Raw genomic sequence first — 23,412 nt, 5'->3', positions numbered from 1 at the left:
CCGGCCCCGGCCCTGTATCTCCGAATCCCCCGCGACAGGGCCGGGGCCTCCCACACAGAGGAGCACCACATGCTCACCCTCACCCCCGTCAGCGCCGCCAAGCCGACCCCGACCGACGTCACCACGTGCGAGGCGTGCTGGCGCCAACCCGTCACCACGATCCGCAGCGCACCCGGCGTCCGGGACCTTTTGTGCGACGCCTGCGCCACCGAGGGCAACCCCGTACGCGTCGAACTCTTCCCACCGCTCGGGATCTACCGCCTCACCGAACGCCGACTCGAAGCCGGCAAACACGGCAAGCCCACTCCACAGATGCCACCCGACCCCGGCCCACACCCACCACGACCCGCACCGACACCCACACCCGGCGTACCACCGGTATAGACCCGCCCCTGCTGCTACGTCTGCGCGTCGATCGCCTTCACGATCAGCGCCCGTGCCTCCGCTCCGTGCACGGCGAGGGTCTTCAGTCGGGCGAACGCGCGGTGGTAGAGCTCCAGTTCGCTCGGTGCTGTCACGGTGACCTTGGCGGCCAGCAGTTCGACGTGCACCCGGGTCGTGTCGAAGGCGGTGAACTGCTCGACGGGCCACATCACGTGCTCGCGGTCGACCGTGGACGGGATGACCCCGAGGGACATCGAGGGAAGCGCCATCGAGGCGAGCAGGTGACCCAACTGGCCGGCCATCACCTCGGGGTCACCGACTCGGTGGTGGAGGACCTTCTCTTCGATCAGCGTGGCGAACCGGTGGTTCCCGTGGAGGACGGCCTGGGTCCGTCGCATCCGGGCGTCCACCGCGTCGGAGACGTCGTCGGGGGTGCCACGGAACTCAGCGATGGTGCCCATGAGGGCGGTGGCGTAGCCGGGGGTCTGGAGGTAGCCGGGGATGACGTGGGAGGCGTAGACGCGGAAGACGCGGGTGCGTTCGTACAGCGGTCTCGACGCCTCTTGGAGGTGCCGCATTCCGGTGCGCTGGAGCCGTTTCCACTCCACGTACATGGCGTCCGCTTGGCGTCGGGCAGCGATCAGGTCGGCTATCTGGCCCTCGGCGCCGCACGCTCGGCACCAGGCCCGGATGTCGTCGTCCGAGGGATTCGTACGGCCCGCCGCGATCCGCGACGACTTCGCCATGGACCAGCCGCAGGCCGCCGCGAGTTCCTTGCCGGTGATCCCCGCGTCCAGCCGCAGGTTCCGCAGGCGCTCGGCGAGTGCTGCGCGGGCGTCCTGCACGCTGGTCGTCGGGGATCCGGTCATGGGTCAGATGATGTCGTACTCGGCGTGCGGGATCGCCTTCGCCCACACCTGCTCGAACGCGTCGGTGTACGTCGTGACGAGCTGCGGCTCGGTGCTCAGTGCCTTGTCCGACCAGTCGCCTGGGCCGGTGAAGTGGTGTACGCGGACGGCGCGTTCGTCGAAGACCCAGAAGTCGTTCACGGGCACCAGCACGTCGAGTGCACGGCGGCGGGGCAGCCAGCGCACGTCTTCCCCGGCTGTGACGTTGGCTTGGGTGACGTAGTGCTCCCACCGGATGTACTCGGTCACCGGCTCGGAGACGATTCGGGCCCGGCGTACGGTGACGCCTCGGGCGACGGCGTCGGCGATCTGCTGGTGGAAGGGCCGCCACCACGAGGCCCGGTCATTCCAGTCGGTCCTTCTCGCCCTGCTGCCAGGCTTCGAACCGGGGGTTGCTGAAGTACGCGTCCCGGGTCTCCAGGTGGACGGCGGTGCGCTGCGTGGCGGCGATCAGCTCGCCGAAGTCAGTCGAGTTCATCGAGTTCATCGCACGCCTTCCTGATCAGCGGCACCATGCGGCGGGGGAACCTGATGACGGTCTCGCCGGGCGGGATCGGGGCCTTTGCCGGGGAGAGGGAATGACACTTCTCGGCCGTCTCGCTGTCTGCTGTGTAGCTCTGGATCAGCAGGTCTTCTGCTGCATGGTCCACCCACACGGTGGGGCAGCCGTCCTCGTCCGTCTCGGGGTCGATCCCGATGAACCTTAGGTCCATGTCGCCTCCGAAATCACGAAGTTGCGCCTGTTTGCAGACTTGGTAGGTCCATCCTGGTGGAGGTGTCAATAGCCATGCTGAGGTGTGACGAGAAGGAGGTACGGCCTCTGCAAAAGCATGCAACTTTGTGGCGGCCGTCTGCCTGCTCTTCCTACGGTCCGGGGACTGCTTCAGCCCACCGCCTGGGAGCCGCGATGAAGCTCATCCCCCTCTCCGCGGAAGCCGACGTGCGCCCGGGGGGCGCAGCAGTGGCCGTCAGGCACGTGTGGGCAGCCCGTTCTCCGAATCCCCCGGGACGGGGCCGGGGCCTCCCACTCAAAGAGGAGCACCACATGCTGACCCTGATCCCCATCGGCCACGCGAAGGTGGCCGCGACCGACGTCACCACGTGTGAGGCGTGCTGGCGCCGGCCCGTGACCGTGATCCGCAGCGCACCCGGGGCTCGTGACCTTTTGTGCGACGTCTGCGCCGCGGAGGGCAATCCGGTGCGCGTCCTGCTGTTCCCGCCGTTCGGGATCTACCGCCTCACTGAGCGGACGGTGGAGGCGGGGAAGCACGGGAAGCCCACGCCGCAGATGCCGCCGGACCCTGGTCCGCATCCGCCGCGGCCGGCGCCGACGCCCACTCCCGGCGTACCACCTGTGTAGAGGGCGGGCGCGCTCACCGACCCCGACCCGTGGCCTGCCATTCGCGGTCGAGCATCGCGTGGACGACGGAGTCCCGCCAGCGGCCGGCCTTCCGTACGTGTTCGCGGATGCGGCCCTCCTCCACCATCCCCGCGGCGGCCATGGTCGCGGCGGACGCTTCGTTCCGTGGTGAACGGGCACCCCAGACCCGGTGCAGCTCCAGCTCCTCGAACCCGAAGCCGAGGAGGAGCCGTACGGTCTCCACTCCGTATCCCCTGCCCCAGACGTCCGGGCGCAGGGCGAAGCCGAAGGTCGCGGCCCGCTGTAGGTGCGGGTCGGTGGCGAGCCGGCCGAAGCCGACGAGGCTGCCGCCCTCCCGCTCGACGACGGCGAGCGCGTATTCGGAGCGCGGGTCCGCGAGGGCGGACGCGATGGAGCGTTCCACGATTGCCGCGACCTGGCCGTGGGTGCGGGGCTCGAAGCTGAGGTGGTGGGTCGCCTCGGGGCTGCCGTAGATCGCGAACAAGCCGTCCACGTCGCCGGGTTCGAGTTCGCGGAGGGCGAGGCGCGGTCCGGTGCGGTGAGCAGGACGCATGCTCGGGACCTTACTCACGGAGCGCGGCACCGTTCAGACGTTGGCCAGTTCGTCGCAGACTTCGCGGCTTGTGGGCCTGTCGGTCGGGGTGGGGGAGAGCGTGGCCTCGATGATCTTGCCGAGTGTGCCCGGCACGATGACCGGTCGATGTGGTCCGTCCACGATGGCCTGCCGCTGGTCTCGGCGGCTGGCGTCGTCGGGGTAGGCGACGTGTCGGAGTCCGGTGGCGCTGATGAAGAGGGACGCGCCCAGGGCGTAGACGTCCGATGCTTCGGTTGGCGTGGCCGTGCCGGTTTCCAGCACGCTTCGGGAGATTTCGGGGCTCTCGTAGTGGACAAGGCATCCGCGGTAGCTGAAGTCGTACGCGGCGGGGACGGTGCCGCCGTGCGCGAGCGCCAGGTCGATCAGGTTCGTTCCTACCGGGCTGGTGATCAGGTGGGAGGGTTGGATGTCGCCGTGCACCCACCCCGCGGCGTGCAGTGCGGCCACGGCTTCCGCGCACGACAGAGCTTCGCTCGGGTCGGGCTCGGTGGAGGCTCCTTCGGCGCGGTGTGGCTGCCACAGGTCGTAGAGGCTGTCGCCGTGGTGCCAGGGCTGAACGTTCCACGTGCCGTGGGTCCACTCGCCCAAGCTGACGCCTTCCACGTCGAGGTGCTGCAGGACGGCGCCCTCGCGAGCGGGAGCCAGAGCCGTCCACTCCTGCGCGTCCCATCCGTCGGTCGCTTCGACGGGGTAGCCCAGTTTGACGGCGTACGGGCCCCGTTCGGTCTCGACCTGCCAAACCGTCGATCCACGCCTGTGGAGCACGAGTCGTCCCTCCGTGGAGGGTGGCACGACGTCGGCGGGGATCTCGTAAGGGGTTGCGTCTGCCATGAGGTCCGGTCCTTCCGGAGCGTGGGTCGACCCTCAGCCTGGCGAGGATCGCCCCTTGCTCACGTCGCCGACCGGAGGCTACTCCGAGCGCCCGTACGGTCGTCCGCAGTCGGAATCACACTGCGCGGCGTTCTCGTCGTCCACCGTCCACCGGTCATCGTGGACGGTGAACCCGGCGGCCTTGATCGCAGGGGCGGACGTGGTGACCGCTTCGAGCGTTGCGACGAACGCGAGGGCCCGGTCGGCTTGGCGCTCGGCCCGCTCTGGCTGCTGGCCGAAGTGGGCGACGACGAAATGAACGATGCTGTCGACCAGGTCGGGTGGGACGAGGTCACGACCCGTCCTGATTGCGTTGGCCGTTGTGGTCATGTGCTGTGCCTCCTGGGTTGGAGTGGTGCACTGCGTGTGCCATCCCCGCGTGGCCACTGCGTGGAGCAGGTGCACGGGAGCCCAGGGCGTGTCCGGTGAGTCGCGATTCGATGGGGGCTCCTCCTGCAGTGCCACGTGCGGTCGGCCATGCCGTAGGGATGAAGTAGGGGTTTGGTAGGGGGGATTACTGATGGGCAACGGTATGGGCACACCGCAGAGTTGATCTTGTTTCCAAGGCCCGTCAACGCTGCTCTGGAGGAGCCTCGATGCGTAAACACCTCGCCCTGACCACATTTGCCCTGGCCACCGCCGTCACCGCCGGGATGGCGGCACCCGCGACTGCCGCCGGTCCGGACCCGGTGCGACGGGGATTGGAGACGTTGGTGCGCGACGACCACGCGCCTGGCGCGCTGGCGAGTGTGCGGGACGGTTCCGGGCACGTCCGCTCCTATACCGCGGGAGTGGGGGATCGCGACACGCAGGCGAAGGTGCCCCGGGACGGGCAGGTGCGGATCGGCAGCGTGACCAAGACGTTCACCGCGGTAGTCGTGCTGCAACTGGTCGGCGAAGGCAGGATCGGCCTGGACGACACGGTGGAAAAGCACCTGCCGGGGCTCGTGCGCGGGAAGAACATCGACGGAAACAACATCACGGTGCGTCACCTCCTCCAGCACACCAGCGGACTTCCCGACTACGAACAGGACGTCACCGGCGACATCCTGGAGCGCCGCTACGTCTCTCCCCGTGACGCCCTGGACATCGCCCTCCAGCACGAAGCCGTCTTCGAACCCGGGGAGAAAGGGAAGTGGGGGTACAGCAGCACGAACTACCTGCTGGCCGGGCTGATCGTGGAGAGGGTCACCGGACGCCCCTTCGCCGAGGAGGTCGACCGGCGCGTCATCCAGAAGGTCGGACTGCGCCACACCTACTTCCCCGCCCCCGGCGAGACAACCATCCGCGAACGCCACCCCCAGGGCTACCGTCAGGAACCGGGCGCGGCACTGCGCAACGTCACCGAGATCGACCCGTCCGCGTCCTGGGCGGCTGGCGCGATGATCTCCACCAATTCTGACCTGAACGCCTTCTTCTCCGCCCTGCTCGGCGGCAGCCTCCTCAACCAGCCGGAACTCGACGCGATGCGCAGCACCGTGCCGATGCGGGAGAACGACCCCGACCACAACGCCGGGCTGGGCATCATCACGATGCCCCTGCCGTGCACCGACGCCCAGGGCCGCAAGCGCGTCGCCTGGGCCCACAGCGGCACCATCCCAGGCTACGGGACCTGGACCGCGGCCACCGATGACGGCCGCGCCGCGAGCGTCACGATGACCCTGGAGATCACGACCAACCAAGCCGTGGAACACCTCCAGAAGACCGCCGCCTCAGCCCTCTGCAGCTGAACGACCCTGCTGGCCAGACGCTGCGGTCGGCTGCTCTCTGCGGCTTCCCTGTCTCGCCGAGTGCGGCTTCACGAATGGCTGCACCACGGGTCACGGACGTAGCCGGAGGCGGAGGGACGCGACCGTCACGGTGCCATGAGAGATGTAAGCCCGATTGTCGAACCGGGTCGCAACCGCCCGGTGCCGTTTGAGGGCACTCTCAGTGCGCTCCACCTCGTTGCACCGGGCGTACCGGGCACGGTCGAAACCGGCCGGTCGGCCGCCGCGGCTCCAGCGCCGTCGTCGGTTGGCCTGCTGGCCGGGCAGTGCTCTACGTAGCAGGGTCGCAATCGGTGCGGCCCATGAGCCCGCGGCTCGGAAAACGCGTTGCCCTGACCACATCACGCGGGGGATCGTCCCCGCATGGACGAGACAACACGACAGCGCGACGTACAGGACCTCTTCTCCCGCGGGCGGCTGGTCAGCGTGCCGCGGAAGGCGGCGCGGCGGGAGCAGTTGCTGACGCATCTCGCGGAGACGTTGTTCGAGGCGGACGCCGAGTACGGCGAACCGGAGGTCAACGAACGGCTGGCGGCCGTGTACGACGACTACGCGTTGCTGCGGCGCGACCTGGTGGAGGCCGGGAAGTTGCGGCGGCATCGGGACGGGTGCACGTACTGGCGGGCGGCCTGAGGCACGCCTCCTCACAGCGCGCGGCCCGCTGCCAAAGACGCGGGGTTCAGGCCCAGGGCGACCGCCGCCGTCGCGCCCACGTCCGCCAGCGTCGAAGCGTCCGGAAGGAGTTCGACGTCCCGGGACTCCGGGTGGTGGACGAGGACGGGAACGTACTCGCGCGTGTGGTACGCGTGGCCGATCGTGGGGTCGTTGCCGTGGTCACCGGTGACGATCAGTCGGTCGCCGGGGGTCAGGGTGGGGATGAGTTCGGCGAGGCCCGCGTCGATCTGTTCGAGCAGGCGGGCGTAGCGGGCGGTGTCCTGTTGGTGGCCGGCGAGGTCGGTTTCTTGGACGTTGGTGATGACGAGGCCGCCTTCGCGGGCGGCCTTCGCCGTGTGGGCGAGGACGTCCGCGGTCGCCACCGCGGGGCGTCGTACGGCCGCGTCGCAGGCCAGGATGTCCGCGGCCTTGCCGATCAGGGTGACGGGGACGCCGGCGCGGGCGGCGACGTCGGGGAGTTGGCGGGTGTGGTCGAGGGGGGCGCCGAGGTGGCGTACGGCGAGGTCGTCGCCGCGGTAGAAGCCGGACGCGGGGGTGTCCAGGCCGACGGTGCCGCCGTCGCCGTCGCGTACGTACGCGGTCAGCGGCTCGGGGGAGTGGCCGGCGACGGCGATGACGCGGGCGACGGGGGCGATCGCGCGCACCGTGCGGGCCACCGAGAGCACGCCGTCGAAGGAGACGTCCACGAGCCGGCCGGACGCGTTCCAGTTCACGCCCGGGTCCGCTTCCAGGTTGTCGTGGACTAGGACGCGGTCGTCGACGAGGAGGACGCCGGGGCGGGGCTCGGCGACCTGGTGGCCGGCGGCCGTGAGCGCCGCGGTGACCTGGGGTGCGTGGTCCGCGAGGCGGGCGAGGGCGACACGGCCGAAGTCCGCGCCCATCATGGTCTGGTGGCCGGCGTACGTGTCGGCGCCGGCGTAGCCGAGGGCGGCGCGGCCGACGCGCACGCCGAGCGGGGTGGCCGACGCCAGCGAGGGGTGCGGACACAGCAGGCCGAGGCCGAGGGCGCCGAGCGCCGGGAGCCACAGCGGGCGGGAGTCCAGGACGTGGCCGCAGGTGTCGGCGTGGACGTCGCCGGGGCGCAGGGCGCCGGCGTCCGGCATCGCGCCGATGCCGAAGCCGTCGATGACCAGCACGATGACGGTCATGTCGTCTCCAGGGCGCGGCCCTGTGCGTCGTAAAGGCCGGTCAGGCGTGGTGCGCCGGACGACAGGCCGGCGACGACGGCGACCGTCGAGCGGGTGACGAAGATCTGGGTGCGGAAGGAGAGCACCGCGGTGTCGCCGATCCGCGGCGCGGGCGCCCCGGGCGGCGGGGCGTCAAGCAGCCGGTAGTAGTCGATGTTCTCGGCGGGCGCGTCGGCGACCCGCAGCCGTTGGCCGGTGCGCGGCAGCAGCGCGCTGTCGATGCGGGCCCGCGGGTAGAAGCCGCCGCCGAAGACCGCGGGGCGGCCGTCGGCGAGGGTGTGGGCGACCTCGGTGACGTACACGTACGCCGGCTTCTCCGGCTGGTGCGGATCGACGGCGTGCAGCGGGGTGGTGCCGGTCAGCGCGTGGCCGGGTTCGGCGTGCGTGACGCCGTGTTCGGCGAGCAGCGGCAGGGCGGCGACGGACGTGGCGCTGGGGGCGCTCAGCTTCAGCCCGGTGCGGCCGTCCTGCCCGGTGCGGTCGTTCAGCCCGGTGTGGCCGCGGGCGGCCAGCGCCTGACGCGCCCGGATGGCGAGCGTGAGGTTGGGGGTGGGGTGCGGGGCGCCGGTCGTCGGGTCGCACAGCAGGCAGGGGAAGGCGGTGACGCCCGCGATGCGGATGCCGGGCAGGGCCTCCACCGCGTGGGCGAAGGCGTCCAAGCCGTCGAGCGGTACGCCGCCGTCCTGTCCGGGGTAGCCGGCGCCGGGCGCGCTCTCGATGCGTACGAGGACGTCTTGGACGAGCCCGAGGTCCACGGCGGCGTCGGAGACGGCGCGCGCGTTGGCCGCGTCGTACACGGTGACCGTCTCCGGGCGCCAGGCCAGCAGTTCGGGCAGGGCGCGGCGCGGGATCTGCACCAGGTGGCCGAGGTTGCCGGGGCGGGCGGCGCCGGTGGCGTGCAGGGTGCGGGCCTCGCCGGCGTCGATGGCGGCGTACGCGGGGATGTGGTCGGCGACGGCGCGGATCAGCTCCGGGTTGCGGCCGAGCTGCTTGACGACGAACCACAGGGTCAGGCCGAGCCGGTCCGCCTCGGCGGCCAGCAGCGCGGCGTTCGCCGCGACGGCGTCGCGGTCGACGACGTACGTGTCGGGCGGGATCGCGCCCTGCTCGTGGAGGGTCGCCGCGACGTCGACGAGCTCGGGGTTGCGGGCGATGACGGTGTCGAGGAACACGGGTCAGTCCTTGGGGTGCGGGGGGTCGTTCAGCTGGCCGATGGCGCGTCGCAGCAGGTCGATCACCTGGTCCGCGCCCGCGCGCATGGGGTTCACGCGCACGGTCCAGTCGGCGAGCTCGGGCGCGTCGTCCAGGGCTGAGCTGGACATCCGGTACACCAGCGGCGCGATCTCGTACCGGGAGTTCGAACCGACGGGGTAGGGCGCGGCGCCCAATCTGGCGGCTGCGGAGGGGAGTTCGCGGGCCACGGGTCGGTCCAGGCGCACCAGCAGGCAGCGGTCCTGCGCGTTCGCGATCCGCACCTCGGCGACGCCGGGGACCTCGCCGGCCGTGAGGCGTTCGGCGACCTCGGTGCCGACCTGCGACTGGATGGCCCACATGACGGGCACGTGGGTGAGGGCGCGCAAGGCGTCGAGCGCCTGGTGGCCCTGGACCTGGCCGCCGCCGGAGTAGTTGTCCTCGCGGATGCGTTCCACCAGGTCGCGGGTGCCGACGACGACCCCGACGCCTTCCGGGCCGTGCAGCTTGAAGAGGGAGAACGCGGAGGCGTCGGCGCCGAGTTCGACGCCGCAGGCGGGCACGCGCAGCACGGCGTAGTTGTCGTCGACGATGGTGCGGACCCCGGCCGCGGCGCAGGCGGCGATCACTTCGGCGGGGTCGTACGAGTCGGCCAGCCGCTGGCGGGTGTGCTGGACGTACGCCCAGCGGAACCGGCCGGTGGCGAGCGCGGCGCCGAGCGCTGCCGGGTCGTTGAAGTCCACCTCGACGGTTTCGACGCGCAGCGCGCGCAGCGTGACGGCGGTGGTGCGGTACACCGGCGCGCGGTGGATCAGCAGCGGGCCGGCGCCCAGGTCGGCGGCCTGGAGCGCGCAGCGGATGGCGCCGGTGCCGGCGCCCTGCACCAGGGCGGCGTCCTCGGCGCCGAAGAAGCGGGCGAGGACGGCCTCGACGCGGGCGGTGGTGCGCGGCCGGCCGAGCCCGGGCACGACGCCGGCGTCGGCGCGGAACAGATCCGTACCCCGGAAGTGGACGGCGGTGCACTCCAGCAGCCGGAACTGGCGCTCGACGGCGTCGGGCAGCGCGACGGTCGGGAGCGGATGGGTACGGGGGAGGGCGGGGGCGGGGGAAGGCGCGGGGGTGGGCGCGGGGGCGGCGGTCATGGCGTGGTCTCCGTGGGGAGTGGGGCGTACGGTCCCGGCGGGGTTTGGGCGTCGCCGTGCGGTCCCGGCGAGGGCTGGGCGTCGCCGTACGGCTCCGGCGGGAGCTCGGCGCCGCCCGTGAGGAAGCGCACGGGGTTGCGGCGCAGCAGCAGGTCCAGCAGGTCGTCGTCGGCGCCGGCGGCCCGCAGCGCGGGCAGGAAGCCGCCGAAGAGGTGGCCGTACCCCTGGCCGCCCTCGGTGCGCAGATAGCCGTGCCGGGAGACGTCGCAGCTCAGCAGCGCCCGATCGGCGTGGCCGGCCTCCAAGAGGGCGAGCAGCAGGCGCAGCCGGGTCGCGTCCGGCTGGTAGCCCTCCTTGCCGACGGTGTCGAATGCGACGTACGCGCCGCTGGCCGCCAACTCCCGGTGGGCGCGCGGGTCGTCCAACAGGTCCTGGTGGCCGATGCTGATCCGCTCCGGCGGCAGGCCCTCGCGGGTGAGGACGTCGAGCTGCGCCGCGCCGCCGCGCCCGAGGTGGGCGTGGGTGGCAACGGACAGGCCGGTGGTGAGCGCGGCGCGGGCCGCCGCGCGCAGCACCCGGGCCTCCGGTTCGCTGGGGCGCTCGCCGTGGCTGCCGACCTCGCCGATGACGCCGGGGCGCACGCCCGTGCCCGCGATCCCCTCGGTGATCTCCCGGACGAGGACGGCGGTCAGGTGTTCCACGCTGCTGCCGACGACGTCGGGGGTGTGGAAGGGCTCGTAGTACCAGCCGGTGGCCGCGATGACGGGGACGCCGGCGGCGCGCGAGATGCGGGCCAGGGCGGCGGCGTCCCGGCCCATGCCGCGGCAGGTCAGCTCGACGACCAGGCCGAGGCCGTACTCCTCGCGCAGTTGCGTGAGTTCGGTGACGACGGCCGGGCCGTGGCACTCGGCGTCGAGGACGGCGGCGCGGTCGCCGGCCCGGTCGAGGTCGAGGACGAGGTGTTCGTGGGGGAGGACGGGGCCCGTCACCGCGTGGTGGGGGAGCGGGCCGGTGACGGTCTGGAGGTGGGGGAGGGGTGCGTACTGCTCGGTCCGAGGGGGCCGCGTGGGTCGGGGCCGCATTGCGTGGGGGTCCTTCCTGTTCCGCTTCCGCTTTGGCCGGTACGGGGCGGGCGCGGCGCGCGCGGGCGGGGTGCGCCGCGCCGTCGTCCGTCAGCTCTTGATCGGGGTGAACAGGTCCAGCCAGTACAGGACGTTCAGCACGACGCCGCCGACGAGCACCGCGGCCGGCGCCGCGGCCATCCGGACCACCGGCCGCCCCATCGCCTCGTTCAGCAGGTACAGCCCGCCGACGACGAGGATCCCGAGGCCGCCGCCCATGGCGTTGGCGGCCATCAACGAGCCGAAGAGGATGGCGAGTTGGAGCGTGTCGGTGATCGCGCTCCGCAGGTGCTCGGAGGAGTCGCGCACGGTCGGCAGCCGGCCGAGGAGCCGGCCGATGTACGACAGCGCCAGCACCTCGATCGCGAAGACCGCGGCCCCGGCGAGCGCTGCGACGTACGGGTTCGGCATCAGATAGCCGATGGGGTACACGAAGGTGAAGCCGGCGATGCCGTACGCCCCAGACGCCAGCGCCGTCGTCGCGATCAGCGGGATGAAGCCGAACACCCGGTAGAAGTCGACCTGCGCCGCCTCCGCGTAGTCGCCCTTGGCGATCAGGAAGCTGGTGGCCTCGCCGCCGCCGAATATGTGGCCCTGCGCGAGGACGGCGACGCCCGCGCCCAGCAGCATGAACAGCGGCAGGTGGCGGCGGAGCCGGGCCGCGCTGGCGCTGAACAGGGACGCCATCGGGTCGTCGGCCGCGACTGCCGGATCGACGGGCGGGGTGTGGGCGGACGCTTCCTTGTCGAGCTTGCGCTGCTTGAGGTCCTTGGAGACGGCGAGCGCGATCAGCATCAGCACGCCGACCGCCATCGCCAGCGCCCCGGCGAACATGTTCGGCCAGACCTTCATCGTCAGCACGACGAGGGCGAGTTCCAGGGCGCCCGCGGTGGCGCCCCACGCCCGCCCGAACTGCTTGGTGATCGCGAGCACCGGGAAGAGCGTGAAGAGGAAGAGGATCGGCGTCGACATCTGCTGCATCGCCGTGAGGAAGTCCACGGGCAGGTCGCCGGCGACGTCGTTCGCGCCGTTCAGCCCGAAGACGACGACCGCGCCCCACGCGCCGCCCAGGATCGGCGCGAGCCACTTCTTCGGCGACAGCAGCCCGAGGATGTCGGTGGGCAGGAAGAGCAGCCAGGGGTTGAGCACCCCGGTGGACAGCGCCATCGGGGCGCCCAGGCCGAAGATGAAGCCGGCGGAGAGCCCGAAGGAGACGGCGGTGGTGGCGCTGCGGTTGGTGCGCCCCTGGATGAAGTCGAGGAGGAAGGGGCGCACGCCGTCGTTGAAGACGGCGAGGGCCAGGTGGGAGATGAAGGCCGTCAGCGCACAGAGCGCGATGACGGTCAGCTGCTGCGCCAGCGAGAAGTCCAGGCTGCCGGCGTTCGCCGGAGCGGCGGCGAGGATGGTGCTCACGGGGTCACTCCTTCGTGCCCGGGGGGAGAGTTCGGCCCGGTCCGTACGGCGGCGGGTGCGGCACGCAGGGGGGCGCGTACGGGGGCGGGCGGGCGCGCGGTCAGGCGGCGCGGGCGGCGATCGCGCGGGCGAGCACGGGGGCGACGGCGTCGATCTGGTCGAGCGCGAAGCCGAAGACCTTCTTGCCGTCGTCGAGCAGCGCGGCCACGGCTTCGGGGCTCGGCACGGAGCGGCCGAAGGTGTGGCAGGCGTCCTTGCCCAGCAGTCCGACGAGGACGCCGAGGGAGGCGCCGGCGCCGGTGTGGCAGGTGCCGAGGTAGTAGTCGGCCTGGCCGGCGCGGAGCTTCATCGCCGCGTCCATGTCGCTGGAGACGATGACCTCGACGCCGTCGAGCGCGAGCTGCTTGACCGTGTCGGCAACCTCGATCTTGCCGACGCCGCCGGTGAGGATCTTGCTCATGACTGGTGCTCCTTGTCGTGTGCTGCCGCGTTCTGTGCTGCCGCGTTCTGTGCTGCTGCGTTCTGTGCCGCTGTGGGCCTGCTGGCGAGGACGGCCAGGTGCATGCCGAGGAAGTTGACCTCGGAGTCGGGGAGTGCGGCGCCGAGTTCGCGGTGGGCGCGGGCGGCGACGGCGCGGGCGCGGCCCACGGCCTCGGGGTGGTCGGCGAGTTCGGCGGCGACCTGGGCGTCCGTCGGGGACGCGGCGATCGCCTCGCCGTCCAGGAGCCGGGTGAGCGCCATGATCAGATGGCTGGTCAGCATGCCGGCGGTGTCCTCGGTGACGGTCCGGCCCTCGGCGGCGAGCGCGGCCAGCTCGACGGTGACGAAGTCGGCGACCTCGGGCCGTACGGAACCGCCCTCCCGGAAGAGGGCGATGCGCCGGGCGAGTTGGTCGTCCATGCGGTCCTCTCATTCGACAGTAAACAGGATTCTGTATTTTCAGACCGTCAGTTGGCCTGCTGCGCACGGCCGCTGACGGTCGATCAGGGGGGCTAGTACGACGGCAGGCGTTCGCCCCGTACCACCTCGGCTTGTCGGGCGGTCACCAGCGACAGGTCCAGCCGGTCGCGCACCGCGTCCAGCGCGGTGGCGCCGCCGGCACGGCCGATGAGCGCGGCGCTGGAGTTGCGCAGGGCCAGGTCGCGGGTGACCTCGTCGCCCAGCGGCAGCACCTCGACGTCGGGCCCGATCAGACCCTCCACCTCGTCGAGGTTCCACACGGTCGCGTCCGCCCGGTCCTGGGCGAGCAGATCGCGCAGCTGCATGTACGAGGACTCCACCCACCGGACGTCGTCCCGGCCGGCGAACGCCCGCTCGGTGAGTATCCGCTGGTCGTCCGAGGAGGGGTCGACCGCGACGCGCAGCCCGGGCGCCGTCAGCGACGCGCCCTTGCGCAGCAGGACGCCGTGGGCGCCGACGTACGTCGCGGGGCCGAAGTCGGCCACCAGTTCGACGGAGCCGGCGGGGTGGTCCTCCAGCAGCCGGTCGGCGGCGAACCGCGACAGCACCACCAGGTCCACCTTCCCCTCCAGGAGCGCCGCGGTCCGGGCGCCGGCGCCCCGCATGAACGTGATGGCGAAGGGCGCGCCGGCTGCCTCGAAGGCGCCGCGCAGCCCGGTCGCCAGGCCCTCGTACCGCCGCGAGTACGGCAGCGGCATCGCGGCCAGCAGCGTGCCGAGGCCGGACAGGCGCCAGAGCGCGGCGCGGTCCGAGCGCACCAGGAACGTGCCGAGGTGACCGCGGGCGGTCGTCTCGATCGCACCGGCCTCCTCCAGGAGCTGGAGGGCCGCCTGCACGGTGCCGTTCCCGCATCCCAGCTTCTCGGCGAAGTCGCGCACGCGCGGCAGCCGGGCGTCCGCCTCCTGGTGGAGCAGTAGGACGGCGAGCTGGCGGGCGGCGAGGCCGTTCCGGGTGAGGAAGCGCTCGTCAAAACGGTTCACGCTTGGACAGTAACCAGGATTCTGGATACTGACAAGGGTCGATGTGCGGGAGAACGGCACTGCATCTTTCGACGGACCCGCGGTTCCGTCGTGGGCACGACGCATGCGGCCCCGGCGCGCGGGAGCGTTGGAGCATGAAGAACGAAGTGCTGTTGATCGTCGGATGGGTCACCGCGGTCCAGGGCGGCGTGGGGGCGGGCGGCCTGATCTGGGGTGAGGAGCCCTGGGGGCTGCTCCACAAGTGGTGGGACCTGTCGGTGCCGGCGTACGTCGCGATCATGGTCGTCGGCCTCGCGATCGCGCTCCCCGTGGAGGCACGCAAACGCGGCAAGCTCTGACCGCGGTTTCCCTGCGGGGTGCGGCGGTCTGCGCGACAAGCCACAGACGGGTCGCAGACGCCGTCATCGCGCGTGGCACGGCGCTATCGCGCCCGCGGCCCGAGGCAGCCGCACTGCTGAAGAGGCACGCGGGGCACCGCGGACACGCCCCAAGGTCGAGGCGGGGGCGTTACGCGATGTGTTCCGCTTCCAGCTCCGCTTCCATGCGCTGGCGGAACGCCGGCATGACCTGGCGCAGCAGGGTCGCGCTGCGAGGGTGCGTGATGCCGTGGACGTCGCCGAGGTGTATGTCGAGGACGTCGGCCTTCGGGTAGTCGCCGTGCTCGTGCGCGTACGCGACGAAGACGGGGTAGGCCGCGTCGTAGAAGGCGTCCACGTCCGAGGAGTCGTCCACCGGCTGTTCGACCAACGGGTCCACCGCGCGGGGCCGGTCAACGGGCGCCTCCTCCGGACGCTCGTGCTCGTGGTCCGGGTCGCCGAGGATGCGCGTACGGCCGCCGGGGCCGGCGGGAATCCGGATCGGCTCCGCCTCCGCTTCCACTTCCACCTCCGGCTGCTGCCGGGCGTTCTGCTGCGGGTCGTACCCGCCCTCATACGCCCCGCGCTGCACGCCCTGCCGGAACCAGGGGTTCGTCTCCGGGCCCTCCTGCGCGTGCCGCTGGTACTCCAGGAAGCGCTGGTACTCCTCGTAGCGCAGCCGCTCGTCCGCCTCGTACTCGGGCTCGTACGACGGAGGTTCGGCCAACTCCGCAGACGCAGCAGGCTTCTCCTCGGACTTCTCCTCGGGTTGTTCCGGAGCCCGCGTCTGCGCCTCCGGCTCCGGAGCCCGCGTCAACTGCCGCTTCTCCAACGCCACCGGCACCGCAGCCGGCACCGCGGCCGGAGCGGGCGCCACCGCCTCGACCTCCACCTCGACCTTCGGCGCCGGCGGCAGCAGCACCGGATCGACCCCGGCCGCGGCGAGCCCCGCCGGCGCGGTCTCCGCCAGCGGCACGCCGTACTTCGCCAGCCGCAGCGGCATCAGCGACTCCACCGGCGCCTTGCGCCGCCAGCTGCGCCCGTACCGGGCCTGGAGCCGCGCCTGATAGATCAGGCGCTCCTGCTCCAACTTGATGACCTGCTCGTAGCTGCGCAGCTCCCACAGCTTCATCCGCCGCCACAGCTTGAACGTCGGCACCGGGGACAGCAGCCAACGCGTCAGCCGCACGCCCTCCATGTGCTTGTCGGCGGTGATGTCCGCGATCCGCCCGATGGCGTGCCGCGCCGCCTCCACCGTCACCACGAACAGCACCGGGATCACCGCGTGCATCCCGACACCGAGCGGATCCGGCCAGGACGCGGCGCCGTTGAAGGCGATGGTGGCGACGGTGAGCAGCCACGCCGTCTGACGCAGCATCGGGAAGGGGATGCGCATCCACGTCAACAGCAGGTCGAGCGCCAGCAGCACACAGATGCCCGCGTCGATGCCGATCGGGAAGACCAGCGCGAAGTCGCCGAAGCCCTTGCGCTCAGCCAGGTCGCGCACCGCGGCGTACGAGCCGGCGAAACCGATGCCGGCGATGACGACCGCACCGGCCACGACCATGCCGATGAGTATGCGGTGCGTCCGTGTCAGCTGCATCGCGGCCACCCGCGGTCTCCTTCCCTCGTGCCGAAGGCACACTGGCCTGAACACGACTACCGGTTGGGCCAGGGGCACAGCGTGGCACATGCCCGCGGAGCCCGTGTCCCTCGGGGGACCACGGGCTCCGCTGGAGGCACCGGTCACCGGCCACGGCGACCGGGCGGACCGGTCAACTCGCCTTTGTGTCCGGCGCCGTTGACGGCTTGGGGCTCGCGCCCTTGCTCGGCGGGGCGCCGGCGTCCTTGTTGATCGCGGCCACCGACGCCACGGCGTCCTTCGCGGCGCCGATCGCGCCCTTGGTGATGTCCTCGGCCTTCGGGTTCTGTGCGCCCGCGTAGCCGGTGCCGTTGTACGTCAGCGTGATCACGACGTTCCCGGTGCGGGCGACGATCGTGGCGTACGAGAAGTCCGCGTCCGTCTTGCGCAGTTTGTAGACCACCGCCTGCGCCTCGTCGCCGACGCCGCTCGCCGCCGAGGTCTTCAGGTCCGTGGCGCCCTTGGTCCCCTGCGCCTTGGCGAGCTCCTTGCCGAAGCCGTCCTTGGCGCGCTGCTCGCCGCTGAGGTTCAGCGCCTGCTCGGAGTCGAACCGCAGGTACGAGACGTCCATCCAGCGGTACTGCGAGCCCTTCACGCCGTTGTCGTCCAGGCTGTTCCACGAGCAGTTGGCCCGGGCCAGCAGGTCGGAGGACTTCCCGGCGGTGCCTTCCTTCGGCTTGGCGGCGGGCAGCAGGTTCCCCACCGTCCGCTTCGAGATCGACCCGCAGGCGGTCGGCAGCTTCGCGAACCTGGCAGCCTCCACGTTCTGCGGCTGCTCCACGCCCGAGCCGGAGCCCGCCGAGTCGCCGCCGGGCGAGGCGGACGACGACGCGCCCTTCTCCTTGTCGTCCTTGGCCTTCTTGTCGTCGTCGCCGGAGTCCGACGAGCAGCCGGCGAGGACGAGGGCGAGCGGAAGGGCTGCGCAGGCGAGTATGCGGGTGAGGCGGGGGCTAGTTCGGTGCATGGTTCCTTCAGTGGTCGGGCAACGTTCGTGTCGTACGGCGGGCACGCGGCCGACGTACGGTCGCGCGCTCCAGCGGCCGACCAGGCCACCGTACGCGCAACCGGAGGGGCGAGGGGTCGCTCCCGAGATGCCGCGGGGCGGGCGGGGCCGGTGCGCCGGCGGCCTCACTCACGGAACTCGTCGACCAGGTCGCGCGCCACGCTCTGGGCCTTTTCCTGCAGTTCCTTGCCGTCGGGGGGCTCGGCGGCGCCGCCCGGCTGTGCCACGTAGACGACCGTGACGACGACGTTCGATGTGCGGAACACCACGCTGACGGTGCGGCGCTGGGCGTTCGATCCGGCGCCCGCGGTGGTGACGACGTCGTTGAGGAACGCGGCGTCGCCGATGCCGTCGAGCACCCGCGGCTCCAGCTCCTCGGCGTCCGTCGCACCGGCCGCGCCCGCAGTGCCAGCCGTGCTCGTCGGAGGGGCCGACGACGTCGTGGTCGGCTTCGACGCCGGCCCGCCGGCCGTGGACTCCAGCGGCACCCCGGCCGCCGTCTGCTTCTTCTCGAAGACCTGCTGCGCCCGGTCGTCGTCGCTGACGGCCCGGTCGTAGGAGACGACGCGCTCGAAGTCCAGGCTCAGCGAGTGCGCGGCGTCCGGCGACTTCGCCTCCCAGCTGCAGCCCACCCGGCGGTCGGTGTCGTACGTGCTCACGGGCTGGCCGCGCAGCAGTTGCTTCTGCTGCTCGTCGGCCAGCTCGGTCACGCCCGGCAGCAGGTCCTTCAGCGTGGAGCCCGCGACGGAGCCGCACGGCTCCGGCAGGGTGCGGTACTTCCCCGGCTGGGCGGCGGGCGTCGTGCCCGCGCCCGCCTTGGTGTTCACGGCGCCGCTCGCCCCCGCTCCGTCGCTGGTGCAGCCGGCCGCGAAGAGCGCCGCCACCGCGGTGGTCACCGCCGTGAGGCGGGCGGCGTACGTCCTGCGTCGCACGGTTCCGGGCTCCTTCCGGACGGGGTCAACGGGAAAAACAATTGCCGCACCACGACGGCCGACGGAAACAATGTGTATCGCACGCGCAGCAGGGAACGCCGGCCCGCTGGGGCTTTCGCGGGCATTTGTTCCAGTTTTGCGCTTCACTGATCTTGAGGGCCTTTCGGGGGAATGGGGAACCATGTCGTATGTAGAGGTACCGGGCGCGAAGGTGCCCATCCGCATGTGGGCGGAGCCCGCCGGCGTCGAGGACGTCGCGATGCGCCAGCTCCAGAACGTCGCCACCCTCCCGTGGATCAAGGGGCTCGCGGTGATGCCCGACGTCCATTACGGCAAGGGCGCCACGGTCGGTTCCGTGATCGCGATGAAGGACGCCGTCTGCCCGGCCGCGGTCGGCGTCGACATCGGCTGCGGGATGTCCGCGGTGCGCACCACGCTCACCGCGAACGACCTCCCCGGCGACCTGTCCCGGCTGCGCAGCCGGATCGAGCAGGCCATCCCGGTCGGCCGCGGAATGCACGACGAGCCGGTGGACACCGACCGGGTGTACGGCTTCGGCGACACCGCGTCGCCGGCGCGCCTGCGCGACTTCTGGGACCGCTTCGACCTGGTGGCCGACGAGGTGAAGTTCCGCCGCGAGCGGGCGCTCCAGCAGCTGGGGACCCTCGGCTCGGGCAACCACTTCGTCGAGGTGTGCCTGGACGACGAGGGTGCGGTCTGGCTGATGCTGCACTCCGGCTCGCGGAACATCGGCAAGGAGCTGGCCGACCACCACATCGGCGCGGCGCAGCAGCTCGCGCACAACCAGGGCCTGGTCGACCGGGACCTCGCGGTCTTCCTCGCCGGGACGCCCGAGATGGCGGCGTACCGCAACGACCTGTTCTGGGCCCAGGAGTACGCGCGCTACAACCGCGCCGTGATGATGGGCCTGCTCCAGGAGGTGCTGCGCGGGGAGTTCCGGCGCGCCAAGGTCGGCTTCGACCCGGTGATCTCCTGCCACCACAACTACGTGGCGGAGGAGACGTACGACGGCGTCGAGCTGCTGGTCACCCGCAAGGGCGCGATCCGGGCCGGCTCGGGGGACCTGGGGATCATCCCGGGGTCCATGGGCACCGGCTCCTACATCGTGCGCGGACTGGGCAACGAGAAGTCCTTCAACTCCGCCTCCCACGGCGCCGGCCGCCGGATGAGCCGGAACCAGGCGAAGAAGCGCTTCTCGGAGCGGGACCTTGCGGAGCAGACGCGGGGCGTGGAGTGCCGCAAGGACAGCGGGGTGGTGGACGAGATCCCCGCCGCGTACAAGCCGATCGAGCAGGTCATCGAGCGGCAGACGGACCTGGTGCAGGTGGTCGCCAAGCTGAAGCAGGTCGTCTGCGTGAAGGGCTGACGCACCGGCGGCCGGGGTCACCGCTCGCGGTGGACCTTGGTGTTGGACGCCTGGGCGCGCGGGCGGACGACCAGCAGGTCGACGTTGACGTGCGGCGGGCGGGTGACCGCCCAGGCGACGGTGTCGGCGACGTCGTCCGCCGTCAGCGGGGCGGCGACGCCGTCGTACACGCTGGCGGCCTTCGTCGCGTCGCCGCGGAAGCGGGTGGTGGCGAACTCGTCCGTGCGGACCATGCCGGGGGCGACCTCGATCACGCGGACCGGGGTGCCGACGATCTCCAGCCGCAGCGTCTCGGCGAGCACGTGTTCGGCGTGCTTGGCGGCGACGTAGCCGGCGCCGCCCTCGTAGGTGGCGTGGCCGGCGGTGGAGGTCAGCACGACGACGGTCCCGTTGCCGCTGGCGGTCAGGGCGGGCAGCAGGGCCTGGGTGGTGTTGAGGGTGCCGAGCACGTTCACCTCGTACATCCAGCGCCACTCGGCCGGGTCGCCGGCGGACACCGGGTCGGCGCCGAGCGCGCCGCCGGCGTTGTTGACGAGGACGTCGCAGCGGTCGAGCGAGGCGGCCAGGGCGTCCACGGCGGCCCGGTCGGTGACGTCCAGGGGGTGGGCGACGGCGCCGTGGCCCGCGGCAGTCAGCTCCGCCGCGAGGGCGTCGATGCGCTCGCCGCGGCGGGCGGCGAGCACGACGCGGTACCCCTCGGCGGCCAGCCGGCGGGCGGTGGCGGCGCCGATGCCGCTGCTGGCCCCGGTGACGACGGCGACGGGGGTGGTGCTGTCGGCGGGGGTGGGCATGCGGGGCGCTCCTCGGGGGCGGCGGCGGTCGTCCGGCGCGGCCAGGATAGGCGGGTGCGCGAAGGGGGCGGCAGGCGGGCCCCGGCCCGCGGTTCCCTCCGGCGGGGTCAGCGGGCCCGGGGCGCGTACATGATCACGGCCATGCCCACCAGGCAGATCAGCGCGCCGATCACGTCCCAGCGGTCGGGGCGGTAGCCGTCCGCGACCATGCCCCAGGCGATGGAGCCGGCGACGAAGACGCCGCCGTACGCGGCGAGGATGCGGCCGAACTCGCCGTCGGGCTGGAGCGTGGCGAAGAACCCGTACGCGCCCAGCGCGATCACGCCGGCGCCGATCCAGATCCAGCCGCGGTGTTCGCGGACGCCCTGCCAGACCAGCCAGGCGCCGCCGATCTCGAAGAGCGCGGCGACGGCGAACAGGGCGACGGAACGGGCGATCAGCATGGTGACAGGGTGCCACGGGGGACGCGCCCAACTGTCAGGCATTCATGGGCACAGGCGGGCAAAGGTGTGCATATGGTGCGCGACGCACTGTCGGTGGCCGCTGCCGCTGGTGTTCCCTACGCCGTCGGTCACTGCGCGGGTGCGCCGCCGAACTCCCGCACCGCGTCCTCCACGATCTTCACGAGCCGCGCGTGGTGCGCCCCGCGCCAGTACACCCGCTCGCACTGCGTGCACTGCGCGAACACGTCGTACGTCCGCTCGGTGCCGTGCTCCAGTTGGCCGCGCACCGAGTCCTTGTCGGCGTCCCGCAGCGGCCCGTTGCACGCGGTGCAGCGGGTCCACGGCGCGAGCCGCGGGGCGAAGCGCCCGAGCACGTCGCGGAGCTGGTCGTCGGGGCGGTCGCTGTAGACGTACGCCCCCGCCCAGATCTCCCGCCGCCGCAGCAGCCCGCGGTCCCGGGAGAGCAGCACCCGCCGCTCCCGGGCCGAGAGCGCGGCCAGCGCCGGATCGCCGATGTCCGCGCTCTCGTACGCCGCGTCCACGCCGAGCAGCCGCAGCCGCCGCGCCAGCGTCCCGAGGTGCACGTCGAGCAGGAACCGCAGCGGCGCCCCCGGCACGTGCTGCGGGCGCTCCACCCCGTACACCTCGACGCTCTCGCCGGCGCTCGGCACGTGCGAGACCGCGACCTCGCGCCCGTCCACCACCAGCCGACCGGCCTCGGTGAGGGGCACGCCCAGGGACTCGACGACGTGCCCGAGCGTGGAGGAGCCGTCGGTCACCAGCGCCGTACGGCCCCGGCGGCGCTCGGACGGGACGAAGAGGCGCAGCTCAGGGGCGACGCTGACATGGATCTGCGGTCCGTTCACGCCGTCAGCATGTCACCGGAGGGACGCGCGCGGCATCCGGATTGTCCGCGGCGCGGCCCCACCCGACGATGCGTTACGGCCGAAGGTCCAGCCGCCACTCGTTCGACGTGATCGGGTGCCCCGGCGGGTACTCCATGGCGACCTGCCCGAGGAGTTCGAAGCCCACCTTGCGGCAGACGGCGTTGGACGCGCCGTTCGACACCTTCGGGTACGCGAAGAGATAGCGGTGCCGACCGGCGGCGCGGGCGGCCCCGATCACGAGGGCCGTCGCCCGGGACGCCAGGCCGCGGCCCTGGAAGCCGGCCAGGACCGTCCATCCCGTCTCGTACATCGGCAGGCCGTCGGAGGTCGAGACGTGCTCCCAGAAGCCGATCCCACCGGCGGCTTCGCCGGTGGCCGCGACCACGATCCGGTACATCTGCCCGGCGCTGGCGTCGGCGCCGGCCGCGCTGAGCGCGACGTAGCGCCGGTGCCGGTCCAGCAGCTTCTCTTCCGTTTCGGGGCCGCCCAAGTGCGCCATCAGCTCCGGTGCGTTGATAGCGCGCAGCAGATCGAGGTCGTCCTCGGACCAGGGTTCGATCAGCACCGCCGTTGCTCTGCTCTCCATGCTCCGCAGGCTACGGCCGCCCTCTGACAACGCGCGGTCCGCGCGGGCGTCCGCGGCCCGAGTCGCGATCACGGCCGCGGCGGGGTGACGATGAACGAGGGGCCGAATCCATCGCCGCGCGCCGCGCCCGGCGCCGCCGGGTCGAGACGCGAACGGCTTGACGAAGGTCGGGTGAAGACATGTCCCCGGGTATCGATCACCGCTGGTCCGACGTGTTCCAGACTCCCGGAACGCAACCCTGGACCTGGACGATCGGCGAACGCGAGCACTTCTGGGCGTTCTCGTGGCGCCCGTTCCAGGCGAACGAGGCCGGCACGGAGATCCTCAGACACTTCACGACGTCCGACAACAACCTCCAGGAGACGGACCACTTCGACATCAGCGTGTCGTCCGGCAACATCTACCGCTTCAGCGCGATTTGGGTGAGTGGCACATGAAGCTGACCGCACTGTACGACGCAGACGGAAAGATCCTGGCGGCCGTGGAGGAGACGGGGCGGTACGACCACCCCGTACCCGTGGCGACGAAGGACGGCACGGCGGTGGGCACGTTCGAGGTCCCCGAGGGCGTGCGGGAGGCGGGGCTGTACGAGATCTGCACGAGCCTGCGGGTGGATGCGGGCGTGACGAGGCTGGTCGCGACGGACTAGCCTCCGGCTGCGTCCCCGTCCGCCGCGGGTTCCTTCGCTGCGGCCTGGACATATCCGCCGTTCCCTCGCGGGAGCGTTGGTCTCCGCGGCCCGGTGGTGGGCTGTTCGCGCAGTTCCGCCCCCTATGCCCAGAGGGCATGGGGGGACCCCCAGCGCCACC

General features: G+C 72.0%; 28 protein-coding genes and 2 pseudogenes. 8 read left to right on the top strand and 22 right to left on the bottom strand.

Annotated features, from left to right (window positions below; translation table 11 throughout):
• The first annotated feature begins 69 nt into the window (after nt 1-69).
• Nucleotides 70-384, top strand: coding sequence for a hypothetical protein (locus tag ABZ842_RS03460; RefSeq protein ID WP_361530839.1), 315 nt, complete (start codon nt 70-72; stop codon nt 382-384).
• Between the two features lie 14 nt (nt 385-398).
• Here the strand turns inward: ABZ842_RS03460 and ABZ842_RS03455 are convergent, their stop codons facing one another.
• The 3 genes and pseudogenes from ABZ842_RS03455 to ABZ842_RS03445 form a co-directional block, all read right to left on the bottom strand.
• Complete coding sequence (locus ABZ842_RS03455) at nt 399-1,253, bottom strand: helix-turn-helix transcriptional regulator (RefSeq protein WP_361530836.1); 855 nt, start codon at nt 1,251-1,253, stop codon at nt 399-401.
• Between the two features lie 3 nt (nt 1,254-1,256).
• Nucleotides 1,257-1,770, bottom strand: a pseudogene (locus tag ABZ842_RS03450) (DUF6879 family protein).
• Nucleotides 1,757-2,005 (bottom strand): hypothetical protein, encoded by a 249-nt coding sequence (locus ABZ842_RS03445; RefSeq protein ID WP_361530833.1) that lies wholly within the window; start codon nt 2,003-2,005, stop codon nt 1,757-1,759. Before ABZ842_RS03445 ends, ABZ842_RS03450 begins: the two are co-directional and overlap by 14 nt.
• A 332-nt stretch (nt 2,006-2,337) precedes the next feature.
• Here ABZ842_RS03445 and ABZ842_RS03440 point away from each other — a divergent pair, with 332 nt between their 5' ends.
• A complete protein-coding gene (locus tag ABZ842_RS03440) occupies nt 2,338-2,652 on the top strand; it encodes a hypothetical protein (RefSeq protein ID WP_361530830.1) in 315 nt (104 codons plus the stop codon).
• Nucleotides 2,653-2,665: 13 nt separating this feature from the next.
• Here the strand turns inward: ABZ842_RS03440 and ABZ842_RS03435 are convergent, their stop codons facing one another.
• The 3 genes from ABZ842_RS03435 to ABZ842_RS03425 form a co-directional block, all read right to left on the bottom strand.
• On the bottom strand, nt 2,666-3,226 hold the full coding sequence (locus ABZ842_RS03435; protein ID WP_361530827.1) for a GNAT family protein: 561 nt from the start codon (nt 3,224-3,226) through the stop codon (nt 2,666-2,668).
• 33 nt (nt 3,227-3,259) lie between these two features.
• Nucleotides 3,260-4,099, bottom strand: a complete 840-nt coding sequence (locus ABZ842_RS03430; protein ID WP_361530824.1) for a protein kinase — start codon at nt 4,097-4,099, stop codon at nt 3,260-3,262.
• A gap of 78 nt (nt 4,100-4,177) precedes the next feature.
• Complete coding sequence (locus tag ABZ842_RS03425; RefSeq protein WP_361530821.1) at nt 4,178-4,468, bottom strand: hypothetical protein; 291 nt, start codon at nt 4,466-4,468, stop codon at nt 4,178-4,180.
• A gap of 266 nt (nt 4,469-4,734) precedes the next feature.
• On the opposite strand from ABZ842_RS03425, the gene ABZ842_RS03420 reads away from it, so the two are divergent.
• Nucleotides 4,735-5,868 carry a serine hydrolase domain-containing protein gene (locus ABZ842_RS03420; RefSeq protein WP_361530818.1) on the top strand — a complete coding sequence of 378 codons (1,134 nt, stop codon included), beginning with the start codon at nt 4,735-4,737 and terminating at the stop codon, nt 5,866-5,868.
• Nucleotides 5,869-5,958: 90 nt separating this feature from the next.
• Here ABZ842_RS03420 and ABZ842_RS03415 read toward each other — a convergent pair.
• Nucleotides 5,959-6,165: pseudogene (locus tag ABZ842_RS03415) on the bottom strand (IS5/IS1182 family transposase); the annotation flags it as partial.
• Between the two features lie 105 nt (nt 6,166-6,270).
• Between ABZ842_RS03415 and ABZ842_RS03410 the strand changes: the two are divergent.
• Complete coding sequence (locus ABZ842_RS03410) at nt 6,271-6,540, top strand: DUF2087 domain-containing protein (protein ID WP_361530815.1); 270 nt, start codon at nt 6,271-6,273, stop codon at nt 6,538-6,540.
• An 11-nt stretch (nt 6,541-6,551) separates the two neighbouring features.
• Here ABZ842_RS03410 and ABZ842_RS03405 read toward each other — a convergent pair whose 3' ends face one another.
• The 8 genes from ABZ842_RS03405 to yhfZ form a co-directional block, all read right to left on the bottom strand.
• Complete coding sequence (locus tag ABZ842_RS03405; RefSeq protein WP_361530812.1) at nt 6,552-7,730, bottom strand: phosphopentomutase; 1,179 nt, start codon at nt 7,728-7,730, stop codon at nt 6,552-6,554.
• Nucleotides 7,727-8,941 carry an alanine racemase gene (locus ABZ842_RS03400; RefSeq protein WP_361530809.1) on the bottom strand — a complete coding sequence of 405 codons (1,215 nt, stop codon included), beginning with the start codon at nt 8,939-8,941 and terminating at the stop codon, nt 7,727-7,729. Before ABZ842_RS03400 ends, ABZ842_RS03405 begins: the two co-directional genes overlap by 4 nt.
• Nucleotides 8,942-8,944: 3 nt before the next feature.
• Nucleotides 8,945-10,102 (bottom strand): aminotransferase class V-fold PLP-dependent enzyme, encoded by a 1,158-nt coding sequence (locus ABZ842_RS03395; RefSeq protein ID WP_361530806.1) that lies wholly within the window; start codon nt 10,100-10,102, stop codon nt 8,945-8,947.
• A complete protein-coding gene (locus ABZ842_RS03390; RefSeq protein ID WP_361530803.1) occupies nt 10,099-11,184 on the bottom strand; it encodes a phosphotriesterase in 1,086 nt (361 codons plus the stop codon). The genes ABZ842_RS03395 and ABZ842_RS03390 overlap by 4 nt, the downstream gene beginning before the upstream one ends.
• Nucleotides 11,185-11,274: 90 nt before the next feature.
• Nucleotides 11,275-12,627, bottom strand: coding sequence for a YhfT family protein (locus ABZ842_RS03385; protein WP_361530984.1), 1,353 nt, complete (start codon nt 12,625-12,627; stop codon nt 11,275-11,277).
• Nucleotides 12,628-12,736: 109 nt separating this feature from the next.
• Nucleotides 12,737-13,096: a DUF2620 domain-containing protein gene (locus ABZ842_RS03380; protein WP_361530800.1), complete on the bottom strand. Its 360-nt coding sequence runs from the start codon at nt 13,094-13,096 to the stop codon at nt 12,737-12,739.
• Nucleotides 13,093-13,536, bottom strand: coding sequence for a transcriptional antiterminator (locus ABZ842_RS03375; protein WP_361530797.1), 444 nt, complete (start codon nt 13,534-13,536; stop codon nt 13,093-13,095). The genes ABZ842_RS03380 and ABZ842_RS03375 overlap by 4 nt, the downstream gene beginning before the upstream one ends.
• A gap of 92 nt (nt 13,537-13,628) precedes the next feature.
• A complete protein-coding gene (gene yhfZ, locus ABZ842_RS03370; RefSeq protein ID WP_361530794.1) occupies nt 13,629-14,576 on the bottom strand; it encodes a GntR family transcriptional regulator YhfZ in 948 nt (315 codons plus the stop codon).
• Between the two features lie 134 nt (nt 14,577-14,710).
• Between yhfZ and ABZ842_RS03365 the strand changes: the two genes are divergently transcribed.
• Entirely contained in the window at nt 14,711-14,914 is a 204-nt protein-coding gene (locus ABZ842_RS03365; RefSeq protein ID WP_361530791.1) for a hypothetical protein, read from the top strand.
• A 169-nt stretch (nt 14,915-15,083) separates the two neighbouring features.
• Here ABZ842_RS03365 and ABZ842_RS03360 read toward each other — a convergent pair whose 3' ends face one another.
• The 3 genes from ABZ842_RS03360 to ABZ842_RS03350 form a co-directional block, all read right to left on the bottom strand.
• Complete coding sequence (locus tag ABZ842_RS03360) at nt 15,084-16,544, bottom strand: DUF2637 domain-containing protein (RefSeq protein WP_361530788.1); 1,461 nt, start codon at nt 16,542-16,544, stop codon at nt 15,084-15,086.
• 163 nt (nt 16,545-16,707) lie between these two features.
• Nucleotides 16,708-17,538: a DUF3558 domain-containing protein gene (locus ABZ842_RS03355; RefSeq protein WP_361530785.1), complete on the bottom strand. Its 831-nt coding sequence runs from the start codon at nt 17,536-17,538 to the stop codon at nt 16,708-16,710.
• Nucleotides 17,539-17,702: 164 nt separating this feature from the next.
• Entirely contained in the window at nt 17,703-18,509 is an 807-nt protein-coding gene (locus ABZ842_RS03350) for a DUF3558 domain-containing protein (RefSeq protein ID WP_361530782.1), read from the bottom strand.
• Between the two features lie 181 nt (nt 18,510-18,690).
• Here ABZ842_RS03350 and ABZ842_RS03345 point away from each other — a divergent pair, with 181 nt between their 5' ends.
• Nucleotides 18,691-19,896: an RtcB family protein gene (locus tag ABZ842_RS03345; RefSeq protein WP_361530779.1), complete on the top strand. Its 1,206-nt coding sequence runs from the start codon at nt 18,691-18,693 to the stop codon at nt 19,894-19,896.
• A 17-nt stretch (nt 19,897-19,913) separates the two neighbouring features.
• Here ABZ842_RS03345 and ABZ842_RS03340 read toward each other — a convergent pair whose 3' ends face one another.
• The 4 genes from ABZ842_RS03340 to ABZ842_RS03325 all read right to left on the bottom strand — a co-directional run bounded on the left by ABZ842_RS03340 (nt 19,914) and on the right by ABZ842_RS03325 (nt 22,603).
• Nucleotides 19,914-20,687, bottom strand: a complete 774-nt coding sequence (locus tag ABZ842_RS03340; protein ID WP_361530776.1) for an SDR family oxidoreductase — start codon at nt 20,685-20,687, stop codon at nt 19,914-19,916.
• 107 nt (nt 20,688-20,794) lie between these two features.
• Entirely contained in the window at nt 20,795-21,130 is a 336-nt protein-coding gene (locus ABZ842_RS03335; RefSeq protein WP_361530773.1) for a YnfA family protein, read from the bottom strand.
• A 128-nt stretch (nt 21,131-21,258) separates the two neighbouring features.
• Nucleotides 21,259-21,996: a Mut7-C RNAse domain-containing protein gene (locus tag ABZ842_RS03330; RefSeq protein ID WP_361530770.1), complete on the bottom strand. Its 738-nt coding sequence runs from the start codon at nt 21,994-21,996 to the stop codon at nt 21,259-21,261.
• 73 nt (nt 21,997-22,069) lie between these two features.
• Nucleotides 22,070-22,603: a GNAT family N-acetyltransferase gene (locus ABZ842_RS03325; RefSeq protein ID WP_361530767.1), complete on the bottom strand. Its 534-nt coding sequence runs from the start codon at nt 22,601-22,603 to the stop codon at nt 22,070-22,072.
• Nucleotides 22,604-22,782: 179 nt separating this feature from the next.
• On the opposite strand from ABZ842_RS03325, the gene ABZ842_RS03320 reads away from it, so the two are divergent.
• Together ABZ842_RS03320 and ABZ842_RS03315 are read left to right on the top strand one after the other, a co-directional pair.
• A complete protein-coding gene (locus ABZ842_RS03320; RefSeq protein ID WP_361530764.1) occupies nt 22,783-23,040 on the top strand; it encodes a hypothetical protein in 258 nt (85 codons plus the stop codon).
• The gene (locus ABZ842_RS03315; protein ID WP_361530761.1) at nt 23,037-23,252 is read left to right on the top strand and encodes a hypothetical protein; all 216 of its coding nucleotides are present in this window, start codon (nt 23,037-23,039) and stop codon (nt 23,250-23,252) included. The genes ABZ842_RS03320 and ABZ842_RS03315 overlap by 4 nt, the downstream gene beginning before the upstream one ends.
• Nucleotides 23,253-23,412: the final 160 nt, after the last annotated feature.

The organism is Streptomyces sp. NPDC047315 (assembly GCF_040643215.1).
Taxonomy (GTDB): Bacteria; Actinomycetota; Actinomycetes; order Streptomycetales; family Streptomycetaceae; genus Streptomyces.
Note: the sequence above shows the minus strand (reverse complement) of the source record. Positions and strands in the feature narration are given on the sequence as shown.